We start from the raw sequence: 23,493 nt of genomic DNA, 5'->3' as shown, positions 1-23,493 counted from the left end.
CACTAATTAGCGATTAATTTTGCTATTCGCACATAGTCCATTACTGCGATTTGCTCTGGGCGAGCAAGAGGGTCTATGTCTAAACCGCGTAATTGTGCTGCACTTAGCAATGGCTTCAAATTATTCGCAAGGGTTTTACGCCGCATTGCAAATGCCTTTGCTACTAATTGCCCAAGTGCATTAATATCCACTACTGGATAAGGCGATACCTGATATGGAATTAAACGCACTATGGCCGAATCAACCTTTGGCACAGGATGAAAAGCTTCTGGCGGTACATCAAATAACGATTCAACCTTACAGTGATATTGCACCATGACCGTTAATCGTCCATAAACTTTCGTACCCGGTTGAGCAGCCAAACGAGCAACAACCTCCTTCTGTAACATAAAATGCATGTCCTCTATGAACGAGGCATAACCAAGCAGGTGAAATAATAAAGGCGTAGAAATATTGTAAGGCAAATTACCAACGACTCGGAGGTGGGGTCCCCATTGACTATAATCAATGGTTAACGCATCCGCTGCAATCAGATGCAACTTACTGCCAGCACCAGGCAATGATCTAAGATGCTCCTGCAAATCCGTATCAATCTCAATTGCCGTCAACTTTTCTATGTATTTAAGCAAAGGTTGAGTTAAAGCACCTAAACCCGGGCCAATTTCTATGACTTTGTCATCTTTTTGCAGGTGCAAAACATTAAGAATATTATTAATAATATGTTTGTCCTGCAGAAAATTCTGCCCAAAGCGTTTACGGGGACGATGACTCACTTTGATTTCACCTAAAAAACACGCCAGAATTATACCTCTTTTTACCAGAAAGTGTACCCTAATTGAGGAAATACAGTAACTTTATAACGATTATACCTCTTATTTGAGAAAAGCAATCCATTTTAGCGCCGAAAACTGACGCTTTGCGACTATTTATAGCATTTTGGCGACTATTTTTGCTTAAAAATGGAGGCTTTTAGCGGAAAAATTCCATCTTATTAATATAATTTTTTATTACTGACCAACTTTATGAATGTATTGACTTATCAACTCGCGCATTTGATGCAAGTAAAGAGGTTTATGAATAACTTTACTCATTCCAGCCTGCAGGCATTTTCCCTCAGAGTCCTGGAGCGTATGAGCGGTTAAACCAATAATGGGTATTGGCGATTTTTCTAAGGATTTTTCCCACTCGCGAATCAAATAGGTTAATTCAATTCCAGAAATGCCTGGCAGACCTAGGTCTGTGATAATCAAATCAAACATAACAGTTTTTACTAATGCTAAAGCCCGCTCACCATCCATTGCTGATAGAAAACGGCATCCCGCTTGCGAAACGATCGACTCCACAAAACGTAAAGCAACAGGATTATCCTCAACAAGGAGAATCAGCGGAGTGTCACTGGATGTAGGAGAGTGTTTTGTAATAGCCATTTTAATTATAAAAAATTGAACGCTAATGAGTTCTAACGTCCCATTCTCTAAAACCCAGGATTATACTATTTATCTTAAAGAAAAATACGCTTGCTCATTAAGTTTCTTGTAAAGAAATAGGGATTTTCTCAAAATTAACAATTACAGCATTGCTATCTCGCAAAGAATAGCTTATTTTAAATACATAGATGGCAATTCTTGCTCAGCTAACACTAACAGTTAGGAGCCAGATTTAGAGGTATGGTGTGCATGCTTAATAGTAATTAAGAAGCCTAAAATATCTCGAGAGGCGTCCACTATGGTCTTATAGAACTGAAGCAAGAATGCCATCACCTCTCTTAATTCGCTAATTATTCGGGTACAATTCTATCCAGCATCATTTCACACTACGCTGATTTTATCGATTTCCCTAAGAGTAAAACGGATATGTTAAGTCATTTGCTAGAACTTCGCAGACGCGCTCTGCATGTACTCTTGCTTTTTTTCACTCTCTTCTTATTCTTTTTTTTCTATGCTAATAATTTATTTCATACACTAGTAAAACCTTTGTTGAGCGCGTTACCCCATCCAGATTCTTTAATTGCTATACAGATTACTTCCCCAGTGTTTATACCGATTAAACTCGCCGCAGATGCAGCGATGCTCGGTTGTGCGCCATTTGCTTTATTGCAACTCTGGCGCTTTGCTGCTCCAGGGCTTTATAAGAATGAGCGCCATACTCTTCGCAAGGTTATTATCACAAGTTTACTGCTATTTTGTTGTGGTGTTTTATTTTGCTTTTATTTCATTTTGCCTTATATGTTTCAATTTTTTGCCAAAGCGGTTCCCGCCGGCGTTAGGCTCTTGCCTGATATGGCTGAGGCTTTAGATTTTATTACCCGCATGTTGCTGCTCTTTGGTCTTTGCTTCCAAGTACCTCTTCTTTGCTTGACTTTGGTGACTTTGGGATGGGTAGATTTATCGGTTTTAAAAAAAATTAGACCCTATTTCATCGTCGCTGCATTTGTTGTGGGAATGCTCCTCACCCCACCTGACGTATTATCACAAATCATGCTCGCTGTGCCCCTTTGCTTACTCTATGAGCTTGGTCTCTTTATCGCGGCGCGAAAACGCAAATAAACTTCGACAAGCACTCATTGCCTCTCACTTTAAATACTAGAAGCCTGCAATTTATCCACGTGACTTGCTTATGCACACATCCATGCGATCTTGAATAAAGTTCAACACTGATTCCGCGTATAAGGTGCGAAACATAAACATTTTGAGCGGTTTCCTTGAAAATTTTGACAAATAAATCCCAAGCAAATTATTAGGGCGCGTTAGCAACGACTGATTTAAGACTCAAAGCCTTAGACAGCTGCTTAATTTGCATCTGCACCATTCTCTGGATCATTTCTTCAAAATTGACTGAGGGTTTCCAACCCAAAAGCTTTTGAGCTTTTGAAGGATCTGCCACCGTCTGAGTGGTTTCCAAAGGTCGAACCAATGCGGGATCGCTAATCACATGGTTACGCCAATTTTTGCCCACGTAATGGTAAGCAACTTCACATAATTCTCTTAATGTATGAAGTTGCCCTGTACCAATCACGAAATCGGTAGGCTCATCTTGCTGTAACATTAACCACATTGCTTGGACATAGTCGGGAGCATATCCCCAATCCCTGGCTATTTCAAAATTACCTAAAGCCAATTTTCCTTGAGAAACGATGGGTAACCCTCTCTCGTTGCGATCAGGTGAATCCATAATGCCTAGCGCAGCACAAGCAGCACCGTAAGCCACCTTTTGGGTCACAAAATGCAAAGGACGAAGCTCGCTTTCATGATTGAACAAAATGCCGCTGGTAATAAACAGTCCATAGCTTTCGCGATAGATGCGAACCATTTGATGAGAATAGACTTTTGACGCAGCGTAAGGGTTTGTAGGATTAAAAGGTGTTTCTTCATTTTGCGGCGAGATAGGTGTCTGACCAAACATCTCGGATGAAGAAGCATGGTACACTTTCGCTGTTGGACAAACCGTTCTTACTGCTTCAAATAAACGAATTGCTCCCAAACTATTAACGCAGAGCGTTTTTGCAGCATGTGCCCATGACTCCCCGGGCCTGGATTGTGAAGCAAGATTATAAATCTCATCGGGCTTTATTTGCTGAATAGCTTTAGCAACATCCGCTTCCTCCGAAATATCACCGAAAAACATTTGCACGCTATTGGGTAATTGGGCGGAACTCACTGCTTTCAGATTACGCGCAAATCCGAATACCTGATATCCTTTATTAAGCAATAGCTCGGCTAGAAAATAACCATCTTGCCCAGTAATACCTGTTATTAAAGCGCTACGCATACGGTGCCTCTCAATAAGCCCATCTAAGCGGCTCTCACAGTTGCGATAAAAATGGAAACGAACTAGAGCACGTCAGGTAGGTTAGCTTGTTAATAATCGAAGAATGCCTCAACTAAAACCAGAACCGGCGCCGTCCTTGCTGCTCTATTCTATTACAATGCTCGCCAGAGTACTTTTTTCGTTTAAAAAAGTCAATTAGCTATTGTTTTGATTTTTTCATTCGCGATACTATCGACAAAGATAACGGCGATGAGATTTTTTATCCCATCTGTTATACTATTTCGTTCTCATCACAACGAGAACTTAATTACTGCGCAATGAGTTTGGTTATTAAACAATTAAAAGGAAGACTTTTAAGGATAGGATTTCATGCCCACGAATAAAATGCATATTGGCTTTGATATTTCTCAGACAGGGAGTGGTAAAGCAGGCTGTGGTTTCTTTGCTCATGCAATGATACAAGCGATGCTAGAAATTGCTCCAGAACACCGGTACTCACTTTACCCAAGTTTTGGCGATTTTTTCTTTGATGCGTTAATGCCTATTCAAAATCCTTATAAAAAAGGCCATTATGGCCCTCGGCATTTAACTCGTGAAATGGCCTCCGCGTTTTGGTCTAAACAAGATATCGAAAACACTTTAGGATCACCCGATATTGTACATTCCAATAATTTTTGGTGTCCCACTCAATTCAAATCCAGCCGTCTTATTTATACCTTTTACGATATGGGTTTCGTCGTAAATCCAAACTGGTCTACTGAAGCGAACCGTCTAGGCTGTTTTAGTGGGGTTTTTAACTCTTCGCTTGCTGCTGACTGGGTTGTCGCTATTTCCAAAGCGTCAAGAGATCACTATTTAAGTATATTTCCGCATTTCCCAGAAGATCGCATTCGTGTTATCTACCCTTGCTCTCGCTTTACCAACGGTCAACACGAAGGTAAACGACCCAAGGCACTTAAAAATTGTGTTGCAGAAAAATTTTGGTTAAATGTAGGCACTATTGAACCAAGAAAAAATCAGCGTTGTTTAGCTAAAGCTTATGCCCGTTATCTTGCACTTAACGGAGAGCCAATGCCGCTTGTTTTTGCAGGAGGAGAAGGGTGGCTAATGGATGATTTCAAGAAGTATCTTCATGAGTTGGACATTGAATCTCACGTTATTTTTACGGGGTATGTTTCGGATGAAGAGTTAATCTGGCTTTACCAAAATTGCTATGCGAATCTATATTGTTCGTTGTTCGAAGGCTTTGGTTTACCCATTCTCGAAGGCATGCAGTTCGGAGCGCCCACTCTAAACTCTCTGTCTACCTCCATGCCTGAAATAGCAGGACAAGCCACCATATTACTTCCCGCCGAAAATACCGAGGATTGGGCGCAGGCCATGCTGCGTTTAGCATCCAATCGTTCTGAAAGAGAAAGATTAAGTTTAGTGGCTCAAGAACAGGCTAATAAATTTAGCTGGGAACAAAGCGCAGCACTATTATTGGAGCTTTATGAAGAGGCATTGGCAGCACCTAAGCGAAGAGAGCTAAAAAATAAAGTATCTCCAGCAAAATCAATCCTCGCACACAGTGGCTCGGGGAAGTAAATCGACATCGCAGATTAGAGCTGATGTCACTTATTTTAGGCAAATAACTTTTACGAAGGATATTTTATCCAATCCAAAGGAGATTAAAATTGCGTAAATGCTGGTGTGATAGTACTTCCTTCTCTTTTTTTAATCAGGATTATGCCGTCTGTGATGTGTGTAAAACCTTAGTTTTACAGAGTCGTCTTACTGATGAAACCCTTCTAGTGAAAAATGATGAAACTGATTTTTATGGTAAACAATACTGGCTAAATCACCAGACTCAAGATTTAGGAAATGCTGATATTTATACACGCTCTCGTTCCGATTTGAGTGAACGCAATCTGCACTGGTTAAAGACCCTGCTGAAGTATAAATTACCTCCGGCCAAAGTTTTAGAATTGGGTTGCAGCCACGGGAGTTTTGTCGCCTTGCTACGACAAACAGGCTATGATGCTTCAGGAGTCGAATTGAGTCCCTGGGTGGTTAATTATGGCAGCAATATCTTTGACATTCCTGTATCGATTGGTCCTTTGGAAGATCTGAATTTTACAGAAAATTTTGATGCCATCGTTCTAATGGATGTTCTGGAGCACTTGCCAAATCCAATAGCAACGATTACGCACTGCGTCAGTTTGCTAAAACCTGACGGCATCCTGCTTATTCAAACGCCCCAATTTAGAGAAGAAATCAAATATCAAGATCTCATTGACAATAACGGAGCATTTTTACCACTCCTTAAGCCAGATGAACACATCTATCTATTTACCGAAAGTTCAATATCTAAGTTTTTCCAACAGCTTAATATGCCTTTTATTCAATTTGAACCTGCGATATTTGCTCATTATGATATGTTTTTTGCGGTTAGCCGAACTTCATTTGAGCATAATTCCACTGAAAAAATTGAACCGTTATTACTCAACAACCCTAAAAGCAGATTTGTTGTAAGCTTGCTCGATTTACACGAGCGAGAACTGCAATTAACTCGTCAGCTTGAGGTCTCTGAAGGGGATAGAGCAGCACGCTGGGAACAAATTCAAGTGCTCACAACCATGGTAAAACAGTTAGAATCCGATAATATTGAACAAAGGAATCAACTTCAGGTATATAACGAAAAAAATAACCACTTTGAAAATAATTTGAGTTTCTATAAAACTAATTTGAATACTTTATTGTCTAGACGTCCCTTTCGCCTATTCACTCGCTTTGTTAAATGGCCAGAACTTATGGATCTAAAAAAGACTTTAAATGATCAACCGCCTAAACCCAACCCCTCTCTTAAAACTGTTGCTATCGATTTGACTCCTATACTTCCAGGAGGAGAAAATGGGGGAGCAAAAATTTTCGTTCTGGAGTTAATAAAGCAGTTAGCGGATTTGGTTCCTAACACCCAATTCATATTGCTCACTCAAGCCGCCTCGCATGATGAGCTGACGCTGATGGAAAGCCATAATATAAAATGTAAAATGGTTCTTAATGCACCGGTGAAGGACTCGTTTTTATACCATTTGCTTGTTGCTGTCGCGCGTAGACTTCCTTATAAGCCTCGAAAATTATCCTATTTAGGCTATCGCCTCAGTGTCTTTCTCAAACGAAGAAAAACGCCTTTTTTATTACAAGGACTCAATGTCGATTTACTCTTTTGTCCATTTACTGCCCCCACCTATTATGAGCTTGGCATTCCAACCGTTTGCACACTTTATGATTTGCAGTATAAAACTTATCCTGAGTTTTTTGCTCCCGAAGATGTCGCTCACCGAGAGCATACTTTCAAGGAAGCTTGTCGCAGAGCCTCCATGTTGACAGCAATTTCTGAATATTCTCGTCAATCTGCAATTGTTCATGGAAACCTTAAGCCGGAAAAAATAAGAACCATTTATTTGCAAATGGCTCATCGCATTTTGCCAGAAGAGGACCAAGATAAAAGTATTTTAACTCTCCTTGACTTAACACCGAAGCAATACTTACTTTATCCAGCCAATTTCTGGAAACATAAAAACCATGAAATGCTACTCACCGCTTTTGGGATTGCCAGTAAAAATGGATTAGCCTCAGATGTTAAATTAGTCTGTACTGGGGCTGGGAGTGCTCGATTGTCTTCTTTGACTGACGCCGCGCATATGATGGGACTAGGCGAGCGGATTGTCTTTCCTGGTTATCTTACTGACGCTGAGTTAGCGATGTTAATGGCAAATGCCAGTGGCGTCATCTTCCCCTCTCTTTACGAAGGTTTCGGACTACCGGTCGTTGAGGCAATGGCAGCCGGTATTCCAGTTGCTTGCAGTAATCTCACTTCTCTCCCCGAAGTAGTAGGTGAGGCTGCAATACTTTTCAACCCGCGTATTCCTACTCAGATTGCCGAAGCAATCATCTCTTTACAAAATGATAAAAAACTGTGTAAGAGACTTATCGATGCTGGTAAAGAACGCGCAAAATTATTTGAAGATTCTTCTCGTATGGCTCAAGAATATTGGTATCTTTTTCAGTATGCTTTAAGAGAGAATGAGCAACAAGATCAGTTAACTGGAGCCTATGAAGATGGCTGGGTTGGCTCGCAAATGAATGTGCAGGTAGCCCCGAGCACCAACAAGCAAATGTTGGAAATGGAACTGTTTGTCCCCGACTGGACACCCCAATCTAAAATTGTAGTTCGCGCCCTTCGCGATGGAAAAATGCAGGCAGCTCCTCTTGAAGTTCGTCGTGGCGAAAAGGCATTGTTAACTTTGCCTTTATCCGCCGATGGTGGATGTCTCGAAATTAAAATGAAGCCAACCTTTATTCCTGCAAAAACGGGATATAGTAATAGTGATCGTCGCGAACTTTCATTAGTCGTTCGACGATGTCGAGTAATACGTGATGGCGGTTCCGTTCAACTCATAACGGGGAAAAAATCAGCATGAAAATAAGTATTATTACCCCTTCTTATAATCAAGGACAATTCATTGAGCGCACCCTCTTAAGTGTGGCAAATCAAACCGGAGGCGAAATTGAACATGTGGTATTTGATGGTGGCAGTACCGATAATACACAAGAAATTCTTAAATCCGCCACTTCTCTAAAAAGCTGGGTTTCAGCGAAAGACAAGGGGCAGGCTGATGCAGTAAATAAAGGCATTCTTGCTACAGATGGTGAAATTATCGGCTGGCTTAATTCAGATGATATTTATTACCCAGGTGCAATTGAATCTGTTCTCAAAGTTTTCGAGGCCCATCCTGAAATTGATGTGGTTTATGGTAAAGCGGATCATATTGATATCCATGATGAACCGTTTGAATCTTATCCCACTGAGTCGTGGGATTTTGAACGCCTCAAGCAAACTTGCTTTATCTGCCAACCTGCTCTTTTTTTTCGACGCAGAGTGGTGGAACAGCACGGTTTACTTGACGAATCACTCCATTACTGCATGGATTATGAGTATTGGTTACGGTTAGGTAAAGCGAATGTTCGTTTTGCTTACCTGGGAAAAAAGCTGGCAGGCTCTCGACTTTATGCGGAAACCAAAACGCTTGGTGCTAAAGTCAAGGTACACCGCGAAATTAATGATATGTTTAAAAAGAAATTTGGCCAGGTACCAGAACGCTGGTTATTTAATTATGCTCATGTGGCGACTGAGGCGAAAATTACTAGAGACCAAAATCCCGGCAAATTTGTTTCTTCTCTTTTCCTTCTGTCCCTGTGGTCGACGCTGTATTGGAATAGAAAAATATCGAAACAATTTGCGCAAACTTTGTTTGGCTGGGGAAGAAATTTAATAAAAGTACCGCAATAGATAACGTTAGCCATCTTCACTAGAGCCCCGTCTGGGGCTGCTTGCGCTGTGGCACGTCCCAAAGCTACCATCTACACGCTTTTACTCAGTAATGTAGCCTGGGTGAAACGAAGTGAAACCCGGGTTTCGGTCCTGCGGACCTGCACCCCAGGCTACCTATGTTAAGTGTTTTTACGATGTTTACCACAGCTTTACTCAGTTAAGAAAGCAGGGCGTCTTGCCCTTAAGATGTAAGAACTTAACTTTTTACCCAGCTCATTTGAAGGAATTTCAATCCACCGAAAGGTGGCACTTGAAAGAGTGACAACGACTATTAAGTAGCCAATTAAAAAACCGAGGGAATTAAAAAGGGTTCCAGTAAAAGGATAATAGGTTTTCATGTATAAAAATACGGGAAAATGGATTAAATAAATACTGAACGAGATTTTGCCCAAATACCTAACTGGAGCAAGTCTTAAAAAAGCATTGAAGTATGAGCGTGGTTGAGAGACGACAAATAGCAAAATAAATGGACAAGCTACTATTTCAGGAATAACCCACGATTGCCAATTTCCATGCGCCCAATTTCGTTTACCGAAGCAAAACTCGGGAGCCAATAACAATATCGTAACTGCTAAACAGAGCAGTAAAGTGCCTAACCGCGCGGGAATAAAATGAGCAGCTTTTGAAGCCACTCGATCCACTAACAAACCTGCATGGAAAAAAACTAAAAACTGAATATAAATGGGATCCTGCCAATAAAAGCTTAACAGGGTCAATAGCGAAAAAAGGAAAAAATTGATGAGTTTTCCCCCGAACTCAAACAATAAAAAAATCACTGGAAAAATAATACTGCAATACAATTCGACTTTTAATGACCATAATGGAACATTAATGCCTATATCATTAAGCAGTAAAGTGGACCGTAAAATCGACGGATCAAGCTTATTCATTGAATTCCAAAGGAAAAAAGCGAGAATTGTAGTTGCCCACATCAGCGGGATTAGCCTAAAAGCACGACGGCAAAGAAAAGCGAAAAACGAGAAAAAATCACCTATCGGCTCTTTTCGCAGTTGTCGCCCTAGAACCAATCCGCTAATCGTGAAAAAAAGCAAAACCGCCGGTTGCGGGTCAAAAATACCGGCGACGAGCAAATTGAGCATGCTATCATGCGAGGTTTCCACAGAGAAACCAAGCATGGGCATAAAAAGAAATAAATAGAGATGCCCCATGACCACCGCGAGTGAGGCAACGCCTCTTAGGGACTCAATTTCAGGGGAAAAAGAAACCGATTTTTGCTTTGGAATTGCTTTTTCTATCGTATCTAAAGCGATGGGCATGATAATCCGTAATGATTGAGTTATCGTTAAGAAATTCACCGAATTTCAGACAATTAACTTGCTTTTATTAAGTAACTCGGTAAAGGATTCCTATAATAATCGTTTGATTTATACTGTACAAGCTCTCGGCGAAACCCACAAAAAGGTTAAGTTTAAAATAACTCGAAAATTTTTATACCAGTAATAATACAATTAGGTGAAATATCGCCGAAAATCAGTATAATCCCAACCATCACAAAAATCTATCCATGGGATAGCATTAGCAGTCGAGACCGAATAACATTATTCGCTAATCTTATGGCTGTGAGTTTAAGACGAAGCACGAGACGACTTAACGATGAAAAAGCAATAAAGCTTGAGCACGAGATACCTTGAGGCGTTTAAGTTTCGAAGCATATTAAGGAGTTTTTATGAAGGCGGTGATTTTAGCAGGCGGCTTAGGCACTAGAATAAGCGAGGAAACATCGCTACGCCCGAAACCTATGATTGATATCGGTGGAAAACCCATTTTATGGCATATCATGAAATTGTATTCTGCCCATAATATCCACAATTTTATCATTTGTTTAGGCTACAAAGGCTACGTCATTAAAGAGTATTTTGCCAACTATTTCTTGCACATGTCTGATGTCACTTTAGACATCACTAACAATAAAATGGAAATTCATCAAAATAACGCCGAGCCGTGGTTAATTACTTTGGTAGAAACGGGTGAAAAAACCATGACTGGCGGCCGCATAAAGCGAATTGCTAATCATGTAGGCAATGAGGATTTTTGTCTTACTTATGGGGACGGAGTTTCTGACGTCAATATCAGTCAATTGCTTAGTTTTCATCAAAGACAAAAAAGATTAGCCACGTTAACTGCGATTCAACCACCTGGCCGGTTCGGTTCTCTGATGATGGATAATGAAAGAATTACTGGCTTTAAAGAAAAACCTCAGGGCGATGGGGGCTGGATTAATGGCGGCTTTTTTGTTTTATCCCCTAAAGTTTTCGATTACATTCAAGATGACGATACGATTTGGGAAAAAGATCCTCTGGAGCGCTTAGCAGCAGAGGGACAATTATCTGCTTTTCAACATGACGGTTTTTGGCATCCTATGGATACACTCCGCGACAAAAACTATCTCGAAGAATTATGGGCATCCGGTAAAGCACCTTGGAAAACTTGGTGATTATGCGGAAAATAATTATTTTATTTTAAGAGAGAATAATAAATGGGAACTCAGCAATTTATTCATGTACCTTATGGAAAGACAGTACACGGTGAAGAAGAAATTGAAGCAGTAGTCTCTGTATTGCGCACGTCAACTCAAATGGGCAAGCATGTGCGTGAAATGGAAGACAAAGTCGCGACTTTATTTAAGAAAAAGCACGGCATTATGGTTAATTCCGGCTCTTCAGCGAATTATTTAGCTGTTGAAATAGCAGAATTGCCTGCCGGTTCTGAAGTAATTACTCCGGTGTTGACTTTTTCAACCACCGTTGCACCCTTAATCAGAAATGGGTTAATCCCTGTGTTCATTGACGTTGAAAAAGGTACTTTCAATATTGATGCAAACCAAGTAGAAGCCATGATCACGCCTAAAACGCGGGCATTGATGGTGCCTAATCTGCTAGGAAATCTTCCCAATTGGAAAATGTTAAGAGAAATTGCAGATAAACATAATTTGATTGTAATTGAGGATTCAGCAGATACTTTGGGCGCAACGATTGATGAGTTATCTGTAGGCCGTTTCAGCGATATCAGTACCACGAGCTTTTACGGTTCACATGTTGTCAATTGTGCAGGCAACGGGGGTATGTTGTGTGTGAATGAAGATCGCTTTGCCTCTCGAGCGAAATTATTACGCAGTTGGGGGAGAAGCTCCTCTTTATTTGTAGAGTCAGAAGCCATTGAAAATCGCTTTAACATTCAAGTCGATGGTATTGATTACGACGCAAAATTTGTGTTCGAAGCTTTAGGTTATAATCTTGAGCCTTCAGAAATGGGCGCTGCGTTTGGTCTCGTTCAACTCAGCAAATTGCCGCAAAATATTTCTGCGCGCGAACAAGCTTTTGAACAACACCTTCAATTTTTTAGTCAATACAACGATTGGTTTATTTTGCCTAAACAATTACCCAACTCAAGAACTGGCTGGTTGGCTTTTCCTCTAACGATTAAAGACAGCGCACCTTTTTCTCGAAAAGAGCTGCAAATTTTCTTAGAGAAGCGCAACATTCAAACCAGAACTGTCTTTACAGGTAATATTTTACGGCAACCTGGCTTTAGTAAGATTCAACGCCGTGAATCAGCCAACGGTTATCCTAACGCTGATCAAGTAATGCGCGGTGGTATTTTATTGGGTTGCCATCACGGATTAACCCCTGAGATGGTTAACCATATCCATCAATCGATTGAGCTGTTTGCTAAAGCACATGCTGGAAAAGAAGTGGTAGGCTAACCGTCAGCTAATAAATAATAGAAACTCACATCCAGCTTCTTACTCCTCTGCGGAGTGTAGGAGCAAGGGGAGTGAGCTGTTACCACAGATAACTCTAATCGCCTATCCGTGGTTATTGAAGATTAACTAATTGGGAATTTTATGAAATTAATCAGTGTTGTTACACCTTGCTATAATGAGGAAGTAAATGTTGAGGAAATCCATAAACAAGTCAAAGCAATATTTGCAGAAATTCCCAATTATCGTTATGAACACATCTTCATAGACAATGCTTCAACCGATAATACAGTAGCCATTTTAAGAACAATTGCCGAGCAAGATCCCCATACAAAAATCATTGTTAATGCACGGAACTTTGGCCACATTCGCTCCCCTTATCATGCCATACTCGAAACAAACGGCGATGCAACTATTCTGATTGTGGCTGATCTCCAAGATCCTCCAGCGATGATCAAAGAATTCATCAAAAAATGGGAACAAGGGTACAAGATGGTGGTGGGGGTTAAGCCTGAAAGTCAGGAATCTAAACTCATGTTCACCATTCGTAGAGCTTACTATAATTTCGTCACGCGAATTGCTGATGTAAAACTTATAAAAAACTTTACAGGTTTTGGGCTGTATGACAAAGAAGTCGTTGATATTTTACGCACTTACAAAGATCCCTATCCTTACTTTCGTGGATTAATCGCTGAGATAGGGCTTGAAATTGCTGAGGTTCCTTACAACCAACCACGTCGAGCCCGCGGAGTAACTAAAAATAATTTTTATTCGTTATACGACATGGCAATGTTAGGAATTACCAGCCACTCCAAACTTCCCCTACGATTAGCGACCATGGCCGGATTTTCTCTATCATTACTTAGCTTTATTATGTCGTGCATTTTTTTTATTTTAAAATTACTTTTCTGGAATAGTTTTAACCTGGGGATAGCCCCGATTTTGATTGGCTTATTCTTTTTCTCATCCATACAACTCTTTTTTATTGGCTTACTTGGCGAATACATCGCGTCTATTCATACACGTGTAATCAAGCGACCTTTAGTCGTTGAAAAAGAACGAATTAATTTTTCTCAATAACATGAAAAATCCTTTAGCCAATGATTTAGATTATATTCTTAATCAAACCGCTCCCTTATGGGAAGAATTACGCAATCAACGTATTTTTATTACAGGTGGAACAGGTTTTTTTGGTTGTTGGTTACTTGAAAGCTTTCTTTGGATTAATAAAAGGCTTGACCTCAACGCTGAAGTTTTTGTACTAACGAGGAACATTGATAATTTTGCCAACAAGTATCCCTACTTGTATTGTCAGCCGTCTCTCAATTTTTGCGAAGGTGACGTGAGAAATTTCACTTATCCTTCAGGTTACTTCTCGCATATTATTCATGCAGCCACCGACACCAATGCCAAATTAATCAAAGAAGCGCCTCTAACCGTTTTTGATAGCATTGTGCAAGGCACCAAACACACATTGGAGTTTGCTAGGCATTGTAAAGCTAAAAAATTTTTATTAGTCAGCTCTGGTGCTGTGTATGGAAAGCAACCCGCGGACGTCACCCATATACCCGAATCTTACCCCAGTCTCTCTTATTTAACTGACACCAAATCAACCTACGCTGTAGGTAAATGTGCCGCTGAGCACTTCGCTTATTTATATGCGAGACAATATGAATTAGATGTCAAAATCGCTCGTTGTTTTGCTTTCGTTGGACCTTATCTGCCTTTAGATGGCCATTTTGCAATTGGTAATTTTATCCGCAATGGCTTACGCGGTGAGACTATCCAAATTAAAGGGGATGGCACACCATTTCGTTCTTATTTATATACTGCCGATTTAGCTATTTGGCTATGGACTATTCTTTTTAAAGGTGAGACAGCTTATCCTTATAATGTAGGCTCTGATGAAGACTATAGCCTCATTGATGTGGCTCACCTTGTAGCAAGTGCCTTTGGAAATTCGATACAGGTTAATGTCATGCTACCTAAATCAGAACAGGGTATGACCGAGCGCTATGTGCCCGATACTACGCGAGCTCGTACTGAACTCCCATTAGCACCTCCTATCAAGTTGATCGATGCAATAAAGCTAACTCAAGCATGGCATGCAAAAACCTTAAACGATAACCTTGTTAATTAAAAAAGATGAACTCAAGAAAACAGATTATAAGATATATTTTTGTAGGTATTTTAAACACCGTATTTAGCTATTTGCTCTATGCGATTTTCATTTTTCTAGGATTGCAATATGCTAAGGCATTGTTTTTAGCCACTGTTCTTGGCGTTTTATTTAACTTTCAAACCATTGGCAGACTTGTGTTTAACAATTCTAACCGCTTACTGATTTTTAAATTTATTGGCGTCTATGCTTTCTTATACCTTATCAATATTAGTGTGATTACCTTGTTAAAAGAATTATCAGCAGATTTTTATCTTACGGGACTAGTTACCATTATTTTTTCCGCGGGACTAGGATTTATATTAAACAAGTATCTTGTTTTTAAAAGCGTCTAACCAACCAATTTTATAAAAACCCTATATATAGAGCTGATGGCTATTATTTTAAAACTTACTTCTTTGACTTTTCGCTCATTGAAGATAACGGTGTTATAAATTCTAAATGGCCCGCCTCTAGTAAAACTTGTTTGTTAGAGCTATTAGGCGGATAAATGCGATCCTGATTAATATGTTGCTTAATTTTTTTTGCTTCAACCCCTGATTTTACTAAACGTCTGTTCCATCCCTCTGTATAAACTGCGCCGAATTCCCCTAAATCAATACAGGTTACATAATTAGGTTGTGAATAAGCAGCCAAAGGTTTATCAAATAAAAACGAAACAGCATTATAACCAGCGTAGCGTCCCTGAGGCCTGCCTTGTTGACATGACATAATGGGTTCATGATCTGGCGCTGGAATGGCATGAGCTATATCCCCTGCAGAAAAACAATTTGCATGCCCAGGTAGCTGCAAATAGTCATTAACGTAGAGCCTGCCGAGCTGATCTTTGGGTAAAGATAATTGATTTGTTAAATTATTAGCACGAAGCCCTAATGTTGAAACAATAATATCCACTTCTAATCGTTTTGTTTCATTATAAATAACCTCATTTGCTTTAATTTCACTGATAGAAGCATGGTCAATACAGTGAACTTTTGCTCGATCAAGTGCTTCTTGAATCGGTGCTTCGATGGCTAAACCAGCATTTTTTGCAACCTCATGCCTATCCAGTAGATAAACGATGGGTTGTGGAAAATCAGTTTTGTATCGCTGCGCGATTTTCTTCACGGTAATAGGCAACTCAGTTGCTAATTCAAGCCCTGTGATTCCTCCCCCTAGGATTGCTATTCGACACGCCTCTTGGTTAGTTAATAAATACGCTGTGAGTGCGTCACGAAATTGTTTGGCTGCTTCAAACGAATCAATATTATGAGTAAGCTGGATTCCTCGAATGCCCTCATGTATGAGTTGGCTTCCCAACGCCACTACGAGTGCGTCATATTTAATCCTTTCCTTTCTATTAGAGAGATCGCATAAAATTTCTTGGTTTAAAAGATCGATAGCGATTATTTTAGAGGTTAAAACGTGGACATCGATTAAAACCAGAAAGCTTTTTAATGGCACTTGAGTGTCCTCAAGATCATACTCATATAATCGGGGTCTAATGGTTAGGTTTAGCGATTTGTCGATGAGAGTGATTTTTACGCTTTTATCCTTTTTCAATTGAGCTCGCTGATTTGCAGCAGCCAGTGCAGCAGAACTCCCGGCGTGTCCTCCACCTAAAATCAATAAATGCTTTAGTCTTTTCATATTATTACCTTCTCGAAATGAGCACTGTCTTTTTCAAGAAAATTCTCTCACTATCTTCCTCAAATAATCCTATTGGATAATTCAAAAGATTTCCCGCTTTCATCATCTATTCTAGCAAAAAGGAAAAATTTAAAATCTAATCGAAACGGTAAATTCAGTTAAAAAACTCTAGCGCCACTAACACTGAATTTGGTCAGGACAAACGCAACTCATTTTTGAACATCAATACTTATTTTTTTGCCTACTTCCCGTACTTTCCAATCAGATCGCTGTCCACATTCTGGACATAAACCTACATATCGTATGTTTTTTAGTTGCATAGAGTACTATTAGGTGGTTTTATCGAGAATTGGTAGTAAACTATCCAGGATTCACTTTTGGCGGCTGGCAACTACATTTTCTCCATGGTACACTGCAGCACGATTAAGCCTTCCTGCATTCTTTTGTAATCGATTCAATCTTAAGCGAAAATCGGCTTCCACTATTTTTTCATGACCTATTCAAGCCTGTGGAAATTATGCATGAAAATACAACTTATAATCGCTATTATTAGAATTGCCCGGTTTGCAGAAGGATTGAGGGAATTTTTGAACATCGAGCAAGGCAAATCAATTACTCAGAATGGAGAGTCACGGATAATTCTCGATGCCTACAAATTACATATCACGTTTTCAGGTGGATGAGTACTCTCTTTATGGGGCTATTCGCGTTATTCATCAATTTATTTTATTTTGAGATTTTTAAATGGCTATTTTTAATCTACAAAACAAGACAATGATGATTAACATCGCGGGTTTTTTTATTTTTTTGTTAATTTTTCTAAATATTTTCCCAGCAAGTTTTACCTATGCAATTGTCGATATAAATCATTTTTTTTCATCTCAACACCTGTTTGAATATGCTTCTTACCATGGCTTCCAGTATGGAATCGATCTCATTGATAATGTTGGACCTTATGGTTATCTGCATTATCCCTATACCTACTTAGGAAATGTATTTTGGAGTAAAATTTTATGGTTTTCTTTCCTATGTTTTGTATATGCTTATTATGCAACTTTACTCACCAACTCAATTCATGCTTGGTATGCAAAATTACTTTTTTTATGCACGGTTCTTTTTTTTCCATTGCAAATAAGTTTCCCTTGGTATTCTTATGAGATAGTTCCTAGATTAGCCATCCTTTTCTCTGCACTTTGTCTTTTATCTGAGCTAGGCAAACATGGAAAAACCTATATTATTTTCAATGGCTTTTTTTATGCTTTTCTCACTTTAGAAAAAGCAAGTAACGTCTATTATATTATTCTCGTTATCTTTCTACTTTCAATGCTCTGGATTCAACAATATCAATGGCGTAATCTTTTATACTTAATAAGTTCTTTTCTCTTTGGTGTTGTACTATTTTGGCTGGCTATCGGACAGCAAATATCGAATCTTCCAGCTTATTTCAAGTCAATGTCCCGTTTTATCGACGCTTATCAAGCAGTATTAGAGCAAAAAATGGATGTGACAGATTTTTATTATGCACTTTTCTATGTGGGTATTTTTTCCATTCTTTTCATCTGTCGAGCATTGATTTCATTCATCATTACAAGAAAATTTTTCACAGCAGAAACGTTCCGCTCTATTTTAGTGGCTGCTCTTTTTTTTCTTTCTTGGAAACATGGAATGATGCGTAGCACTTTGTCTTATGGTACTTTTTTTTATGCAGTGCCTGTTTTATTTGCCTATACTTGTCTCTATCCAATCACTCCTCTGACAAAAGAAAAAACGCCATCCCAGGAAGGTTTTTTTTCACGTTATTTATTGCTGCTCTCAGTTCTCTTGTTTAGCTTGTTGCTTTATGTTATATGGTCAAATAATGTATATTATGCGCATAAAGCATCTATTCCAGTGGACTTTACTCATGAAATGAATGGTCGCTATTCTGCTCTGACACATTATCATCCATGGCAGATCCATAAAAAATTAGCCTCTGAATATGAAAAACTGAAAAGTGAAAATTCATTACCACTTTCTTTAAAGAAAATTATTCAATTTGATCGTGTTGACGAATTTGGCAGTGTTCCGGAAATACTTTTATTGAATCATCTTAATTATCGTCCACGTCCAATCCCCATTGATTTTATAGTTGCCAATTCTCAGTTAAATAAAAGAAATGGGCAGTTCTATCAGAATCAAAAAACAGCCCCTGATTTCATATTTATTCAAGATTTTGGCCACCGATTATTAGATACATCTGCTTATCTTAGTTTGATTTTTAATTATCAGGCGATACAAATTTTCCAAAATTGGTTTATTATGCAAAAGCATGCCAATTGGCAAAATATCAAACTTAAGCGATTGTCTCATAAAGAAGCACATTTAAATCATTGGATTTCTCTGAAAAATTTTCAAAATACTTTTTTGTGGTTGAATATTGATGCTAATTTCACGATATTGGGTAAGCTAAAAAACGTTCTCTATATACAGGATTATCTTAATCTGGATCTGATGTTAGAAGATAATTCGCTACAAACTTTTCCTATTTCTCTTTCACAGCTTAAAGGTGGGTTTTTAGTTAATCCAATGATTAAAACTAAAGATAGATTGTGGTTATTTGGAGATCACAAAAGTGATATACCTTGGTTTTTAGTAAAGGCTTTTCGTATTTCAGTTAATTCGGAGGCTCCCTGGCAGAATTATTTATTTCATCAAAAAATTAAAATATTCTATTCTGAGATTCTAACTCGTTCCTCCTCTGATAGGGATTTTCTTCCCGTAAATTTAATAAGAGCAAGTAAATTAATTAATTTATTTGCCCCCAGCTTTCCAATAAACTTGACATCATTTCCAATCAACCTGATTACGAATGAAGTTCGTAATGACCTACATGTAGAAGGGTTATGCCCAATAGAAAGCAATGGCAAAGAAAGTTGGCGTTGGGGTGTCGGCAAAGAGACAAGTCTTAAATTTTATATTGACCCTAACTCCTCTCACTCGACAAAGCCGCTTTTATTGAATGCAGCCTTCAAAAATGGTGTCCCTGTTACAGGGCAATCAGTCACTGTTTACTTCAATGATCGTGTTGTTGCTTATGTGCCAACCGAAGAGCTGGGTATTCAAAAATTAATTACTCTTAATCTAACCTTAGTGCCCCAAAAAACACTTAATACACTTAAGTTTGTTTATCAAGATTGTAATCATGGAAAAAAAGACTATTCCGAGTCCAAAGACCCCAGGCAGCTTGCTCTAGTATTTACCCATTTATCTTTACAAAAAAAGAGTCCGTAGTTTGCTTTATAGGGTGAAAGCGATGCATTTGCTATAAAAATAAAAGGAAATACCGCATCAGGAGCGCACAATAATACGCCCTTGTGCAATTTGACCAACTTGATATAACGATTTTCATTTTTTCCCTGCATTCCCGCAAAAAGCAAAAACTTCAAATCTAATCTAAACTTTAAATTGACTTGTAAAAGTGAAGGAGCATTTATGAATAAGTCATTAAACAAAATTTTTGCCATCCTGCTGGGATCTATCGTTTCAATTGGCTTTAGTCCTTTGGCAATGGCTGATGATGTGTGCAAAGCAAATTGTGAAGTCAACTCTAAAAGTTGCACAAAAGGATGCAATGGTGACACAGATTGCGTATTAAACTGCTCTGATACTCGAGATAGTTGTGTTCAAGGCTGCGGTGATTAGCAAAAGCGCTATTTTCAGCACAATTAGGAGCCTTACGCAAGAAAAGGAATAGTACTGTAAAGCGAGCGTTTTTGCTTATTACTGTTCCTTTTTATCATTGGAGTATTAACGGTAAACGAATCAGAAAAATGGATGAAGTAGGGACAAGGAGATCTGATGAACCGTAGTGCACAAACAGTCCTTACACTTCTATTATTAATCCAGTCACTGATCTCTAGCGCCAATGACACTGAGTTTGGTGGCAATGGGTCGTTACCTATTCCCCTTGAAAATAAGGCAATAGGTATGATTGCTGAAGTCATCAACATCTATGGAGACGATTTACCAAATCCAAATCGAAAAGGGCGCTGGCTCTATCACTGCCAATTTACCTTTAAAAATTTTACTTCCAAGAAGCAAACATTACAAATGGGTTTTCCCTTTCCTATCTATAATGAAGAGGAGGCCATTGCAGTTCCTAAAGGCTTAACTAGCTATCCCGGGAATCCTTTAGTCTATGAGTTTAAAGTGAGCACTCCCGAGGGTCCTGTTCCCGCTGTACGAAGTAAAATTGGTGCCAATAAAGACAAAGATCTTGCCTATCAAGACGCGTATCTTTGGCCTATGACCTTTGCTCCCAATCAAACGCTTCAAATTGAACACAGCTATTCAACGGGTGTTACTAATGATGTAATGGGATTCACATGGATCAGTTATGTATTAAAAACCGGCGCACTATGGCGAGGCAATCAGATTGGCCACACTCGTATCCTCATCAGTCCCAATACTCCGACTCGTCTTTGTTCTGAAATTTCTTCTTATAAGGATATTGGCACACCTATGCCTGGCATGAAAATCATTAAAAAGGGAGCTTATCATCAATACCTCTGGGATCTTAAACATTTTGAACCTAAACAAGACGTAACCCTTTGCTTGCAAACGGGAAGAGATTATGTTCGATACCAGCTTGTTTATCCTCTCATTGGTATTTCTTCTTATCCACTTCCCTCACTAAGCAATCTAAGCCGTGCCGAATTAAGAAGAATGAAGAATAGTATTTTTGCTCAATACGGCCGGATCTTTAATGATCCCGAATTACAACACTATTTTGACACGCAATGGTGGTATGAACCCAATCCTGATTATCAAGAAAATCAATTAACTAAGGAAGATAAAGAAGCACTTAAGGTATTAAACGCCGTTATTAAATAGAACCTAAAAAAGTTGAGCCCATAGGCCAACTTTTGTTAGGAATCTCCAGGTTTACCGAGAGGGTAAATTGGTTAAGCGGCATTAAGTGGCTTCCATTGCAACAGGAGCTATCATCGGCTCCATCTCAGTAATGGGGTGACCAAATGCAATTTTGGGATAAGCATTTGCGCGCATATCCACCATGACTTGCAACAATGCTGCGCCCTCACTTTTCCACAGCCACTCTAAGTTGGACTCAATTTCTTCGGAAATGGAAATTGTTTTAGCAGGAATACCATAGGCCATGGCAACGGCTGCAAAATTAGGCGCACTATACCCCCAATAAGTGGATAAATAACGTCCATTAAAATAGCTATCTTGGAATTGTCGTATCATGCCGAGGCAATTATTATTAATAACGATCATTTTAAGCGGAATATTATTCCGTACTATTGTCTGTAATTCTTGGATATTCAATTGAAAGCAACCGTCTCCTGCGATAACGATAACTGGTTTCTTATCATGGGCAAGAGAGGCACCGATTGCAGCAGGGAGAGCAAAGCCCATTGCCCCCATTCCACCGGAAGTGATGAAAAATTGATTGGCATTCATTTCGAGCGATTGAGCCGACCACATCTGGTGATTTCCTACATCAACAACATACCCTTTCGCATTTTGCGAGCTCTGTGAAAGACGATGCATAAACTGATTGGGATTAATACCGGTGATATCGCGCAATTCATTAATATCTGGCCATTCGATTTTTTGCTGCAAAATTTCATCATACCAAGATTTTTTAAGTGCTAATGTTTTATTATCAAGAATCTGTAACATTTCATCAATAAAATCCGCGGCATCCATAACAATAGGTACGCAGCCTTTAACGCGATTGTTAATTTCGCTCACATCACAATCCACGTGAAATATTTTTTTGTTTTGGCGAAAAGATTCCACATCTGCCCCTGTCTGGCGTATATCCAAACGACTGCCCATGACTATTAATAAATCACAATGGCCTAATGCAATATTTGCCCAGCGATTACCATAGCTACCGATAAAGCCAACCCGCAAGGGATGGTCAAAAGCAATGGTATCGACTGCCAAAAGTGAAGTAACAACAGGAATTTGCAATTGATCAACTAAGCGTAAAAACGCTTCGGTCGCACCAGCACCATGTATCCCACCACCTGCTAAAATAAGCGGTTTTTTAGCCTGCATTATTGCCTCTATGAGCACATCGAAAATACCATTATCCACAGAGGTTTTTATTTTTTTTCTTTCTATTTTTTCGATTTTATCGATTTCAATTTCCGCTCTTTGCAAATTCATGGGGATATCAATTAATACAGGCCCAGGTCTATCGCTAATGGCAATTTCATACGCTTCTTTCAATGTGGATTCAATCTGTTCGGCAGAAGTAATGGCATAGCTTTTTTTAGTAATAATTTGCGCCATTGAAACAATATCAGTTTCCTGGAATCCGAGTTGACGAATACCTCTGTCACCTTTTTGCTCATGTATGTTCACTTGACCAGTGATAAAAAGACCTGGTGACGAGTCGAAGTAGCAGCTCGCAATACCCGTAATTAAATTGGTTGCGCCCGGGCCACTAGTGGCCATACCGACAGCAACATTACCAGTGCAGCGTCCATAAGCATCGACAGCAAAAGCAGCTGATTGTTCGTGATGCATACTGACAATATCAATGCCGCCTTCTTGATGGATTGAATCTAAAATCTGAGTGATCATACCGCCCGACATTTCAAAAACAAATTTGACCTCTTGGGCCTTTAAAAATTTTGCAATGTAGTCACTCGCTTTAATTTTCATTAATATATCCTTGCATTACTGAGATCATCTCTACAGAATAATGAGCGAAAGCCTACTTTTTAAAAAAGATAATGTCAAATACCGTACGGGTTATTGACATCTAAATATCCGTTTGACTTATTACCTGAATAGGTTAAT

Annotated in this window: 18 protein-coding genes; 12 read left to right on the top strand and 6 right to left on the bottom strand. The window is 39.2% G+C overall.

The window, feature by feature from the left end; translation table 11 throughout:
* Positions 1-2: 2 nt before the first annotated feature.
* Positions 3-773, bottom strand: a complete 771-nt coding sequence (gene rsmA, locus B5D33_RS06580; protein ID WP_058453701.1) for a 16S rRNA (adenine(1518)-N(6)/adenine(1519)-N(6))-dimethyltransferase RsmA — start codon at positions 771-773, stop codon at positions 3-5.
* A gap of 234 nt (positions 774-1,007) precedes the next feature.
* Complete coding sequence (locus tag B5D33_RS06575; protein WP_058453700.1) at positions 1,008-1,427, bottom strand: response regulator; 420 nt, start codon at positions 1,425-1,427, stop codon at positions 1,008-1,010.
* 426 nt (positions 1,428-1,853) lie between these two features.
* Between B5D33_RS06575 and tatC the strand changes: the two genes are divergently transcribed.
* Positions 1,854-2,546 carry a twin-arginine translocase subunit TatC gene (gene tatC / locus B5D33_RS06570; protein ID WP_058453699.1) on the top strand — a complete coding sequence of 231 codons (693 nt, stop codon included), beginning with the start codon at positions 1,854-1,856 and terminating at the stop codon, positions 2,544-2,546.
* Between the two features lie 190 nt (positions 2,547-2,736).
* On the opposite strand, the gene B5D33_RS06565 is transcribed toward tatC, so the two are convergent.
* Positions 2,737-3,768, bottom strand: coding sequence for a GDP-mannose 4,6-dehydratase (locus tag B5D33_RS06565; protein WP_058453698.1), 1,032 nt, complete (start codon positions 3,766-3,768; stop codon positions 2,737-2,739).
* A gap of 369 nt (positions 3,769-4,137) precedes the next feature.
* On the opposite strand from B5D33_RS06565, the gene B5D33_RS06560 reads away from it, so the two are divergent.
* The 3 genes from B5D33_RS06560 to B5D33_RS06550 all read left to right on the top strand — a co-directional run bounded on the left by B5D33_RS06560 (position 4,138) and on the right by B5D33_RS06550 (position 9,103).
* On the top strand, positions 4,138-5,355 hold the full coding sequence (locus B5D33_RS06560; protein ID WP_202972399.1) for a glycosyltransferase family 4 protein: 1,218 nt from the start codon (positions 4,138-4,140) through the stop codon (positions 5,353-5,355).
* An 89-nt stretch (positions 5,356-5,444) separates the two neighbouring features.
* Entirely contained in the window at positions 5,445-8,234 is a 2,790-nt protein-coding gene (locus B5D33_RS06555; protein WP_078767364.1) for a glycosyltransferase, read from the top strand.
* The gene (locus B5D33_RS06550; RefSeq protein ID WP_058453697.1) at positions 8,231-9,103 is read left to right on the top strand and encodes a glycosyltransferase family 2 protein; all 873 of its coding nucleotides are present in this window, start codon (positions 8,231-8,233) and stop codon (positions 9,101-9,103) included. Before B5D33_RS06555 ends, B5D33_RS06550 begins: the two co-directional genes overlap by 4 nt.
* Before the next feature lie 191 nt (positions 9,104-9,294).
* Here the strand turns inward: B5D33_RS06550 and B5D33_RS06545 are convergent, their stop codons facing one another.
* Positions 9,295-10,422, bottom strand: a complete 1,128-nt coding sequence (locus tag B5D33_RS06545) for an acyltransferase family protein (RefSeq protein ID WP_058453696.1) — start codon at positions 10,420-10,422, stop codon at positions 9,295-9,297.
* A 410-nt stretch (positions 10,423-10,832) separates the two neighbouring features.
* Between B5D33_RS06545 and rfbF the strand changes: the two genes are divergently transcribed.
* The 5 genes from rfbF to B5D33_RS06520 all read left to right on the top strand — a co-directional run bounded on the left by rfbF (position 10,833) and on the right by B5D33_RS06520 (position 15,380).
* The gene (gene rfbF, locus B5D33_RS06540; protein WP_058453695.1) at positions 10,833-11,600 is read left to right on the top strand and encodes a glucose-1-phosphate cytidylyltransferase; all 768 of its coding nucleotides are present in this window, start codon (positions 10,833-10,835) and stop codon (positions 11,598-11,600) included.
* A gap of 42 nt (positions 11,601-11,642) precedes the next feature.
* Complete coding sequence (locus tag B5D33_RS06535; protein ID WP_202972398.1) at positions 11,643-12,869, top strand: DegT/DnrJ/EryC1/StrS family aminotransferase; 1,227 nt, start codon at positions 11,643-11,645, stop codon at positions 12,867-12,869.
* Positions 12,870-13,010: 141 nt separating this feature from the next.
* The gene (locus B5D33_RS06530) at positions 13,011-13,946 is read left to right on the top strand and encodes a glycosyltransferase family 2 protein (RefSeq protein ID WP_058453694.1); all 936 of its coding nucleotides are present in this window, start codon (positions 13,011-13,013) and stop codon (positions 13,944-13,946) included.
* Between the two features lies 1 nt (position 13,947).
* Positions 13,948-15,006, top strand: coding sequence for an NAD-dependent epimerase/dehydratase family protein (locus B5D33_RS06525; protein WP_058453693.1), 1,059 nt, complete (start codon positions 13,948-13,950; stop codon positions 15,004-15,006).
* A gap of 5 nt (positions 15,007-15,011) precedes the next feature.
* Positions 15,012-15,380, top strand: coding sequence for a GtrA family protein (locus B5D33_RS06520; protein WP_058453692.1), 369 nt, complete (start codon positions 15,012-15,014; stop codon positions 15,378-15,380).
* Between the two features lie 55 nt (positions 15,381-15,435).
* Here B5D33_RS06520 and B5D33_RS06515 read toward each other — a convergent pair whose 3' ends face one another.
* A complete protein-coding gene (locus B5D33_RS06515) occupies positions 15,436-16,674 on the bottom strand; it encodes an NAD(P)/FAD-dependent oxidoreductase (protein WP_058453691.1) in 1,239 nt (412 codons plus the stop codon).
* A 744-nt stretch (positions 16,675-17,418) separates the two neighbouring features.
* Here B5D33_RS06515 and B5D33_RS06510 point away from each other — a divergent pair.
* The 3 genes from B5D33_RS06510 (at position 17,419) to B5D33_RS06500 (ending at position 21,546) form a co-directional block, all read left to right on the top strand.
* The gene (locus B5D33_RS06510) at positions 17,419-19,944 is read left to right on the top strand and encodes a hypothetical protein (RefSeq protein ID WP_058453690.1); all 2,526 of its coding nucleotides are present in this window, start codon (positions 17,419-17,421) and stop codon (positions 19,942-19,944) included.
* Between the two features lie 201 nt (positions 19,945-20,145).
* Positions 20,146-20,355, top strand: a complete 210-nt coding sequence (locus tag B5D33_RS06505; RefSeq protein ID WP_058453689.1) for a hypothetical protein — start codon at positions 20,146-20,148, stop codon at positions 20,353-20,355.
* 156 nt (positions 20,356-20,511) lie between these two features.
* Positions 20,512-21,546 (top strand): YARHG domain-containing protein, encoded by a 1,035-nt coding sequence (locus B5D33_RS06500; protein ID WP_058453688.1) that lies wholly within the window; start codon positions 20,512-20,514, stop codon positions 21,544-21,546.
* Positions 21,547-21,627: 81 nt separating this feature from the next.
* On the opposite strand, the gene B5D33_RS06495 is transcribed toward B5D33_RS06500, so the two are convergent.
* Positions 21,628-23,355, bottom strand: a complete 1,728-nt coding sequence (locus B5D33_RS06495) for a thiamine pyrophosphate-binding protein (RefSeq protein WP_202972397.1) — start codon at positions 23,353-23,355, stop codon at positions 21,628-21,630.
* Positions 23,356-23,493: the final 138 nt, after the last annotated feature.

The organism is Legionella maceachernii (genome assembly GCF_900167045.1).
In the GTDB taxonomy this organism is placed as follows: domain Bacteria; phylum Pseudomonadota; class Gammaproteobacteria; order Legionellales; family Legionellaceae; genus Tatlockia; species Tatlockia maceachernii.
Note: the sequence above shows the minus strand (reverse complement) of the source record. Positions and strands in the feature narration are given on the sequence as shown.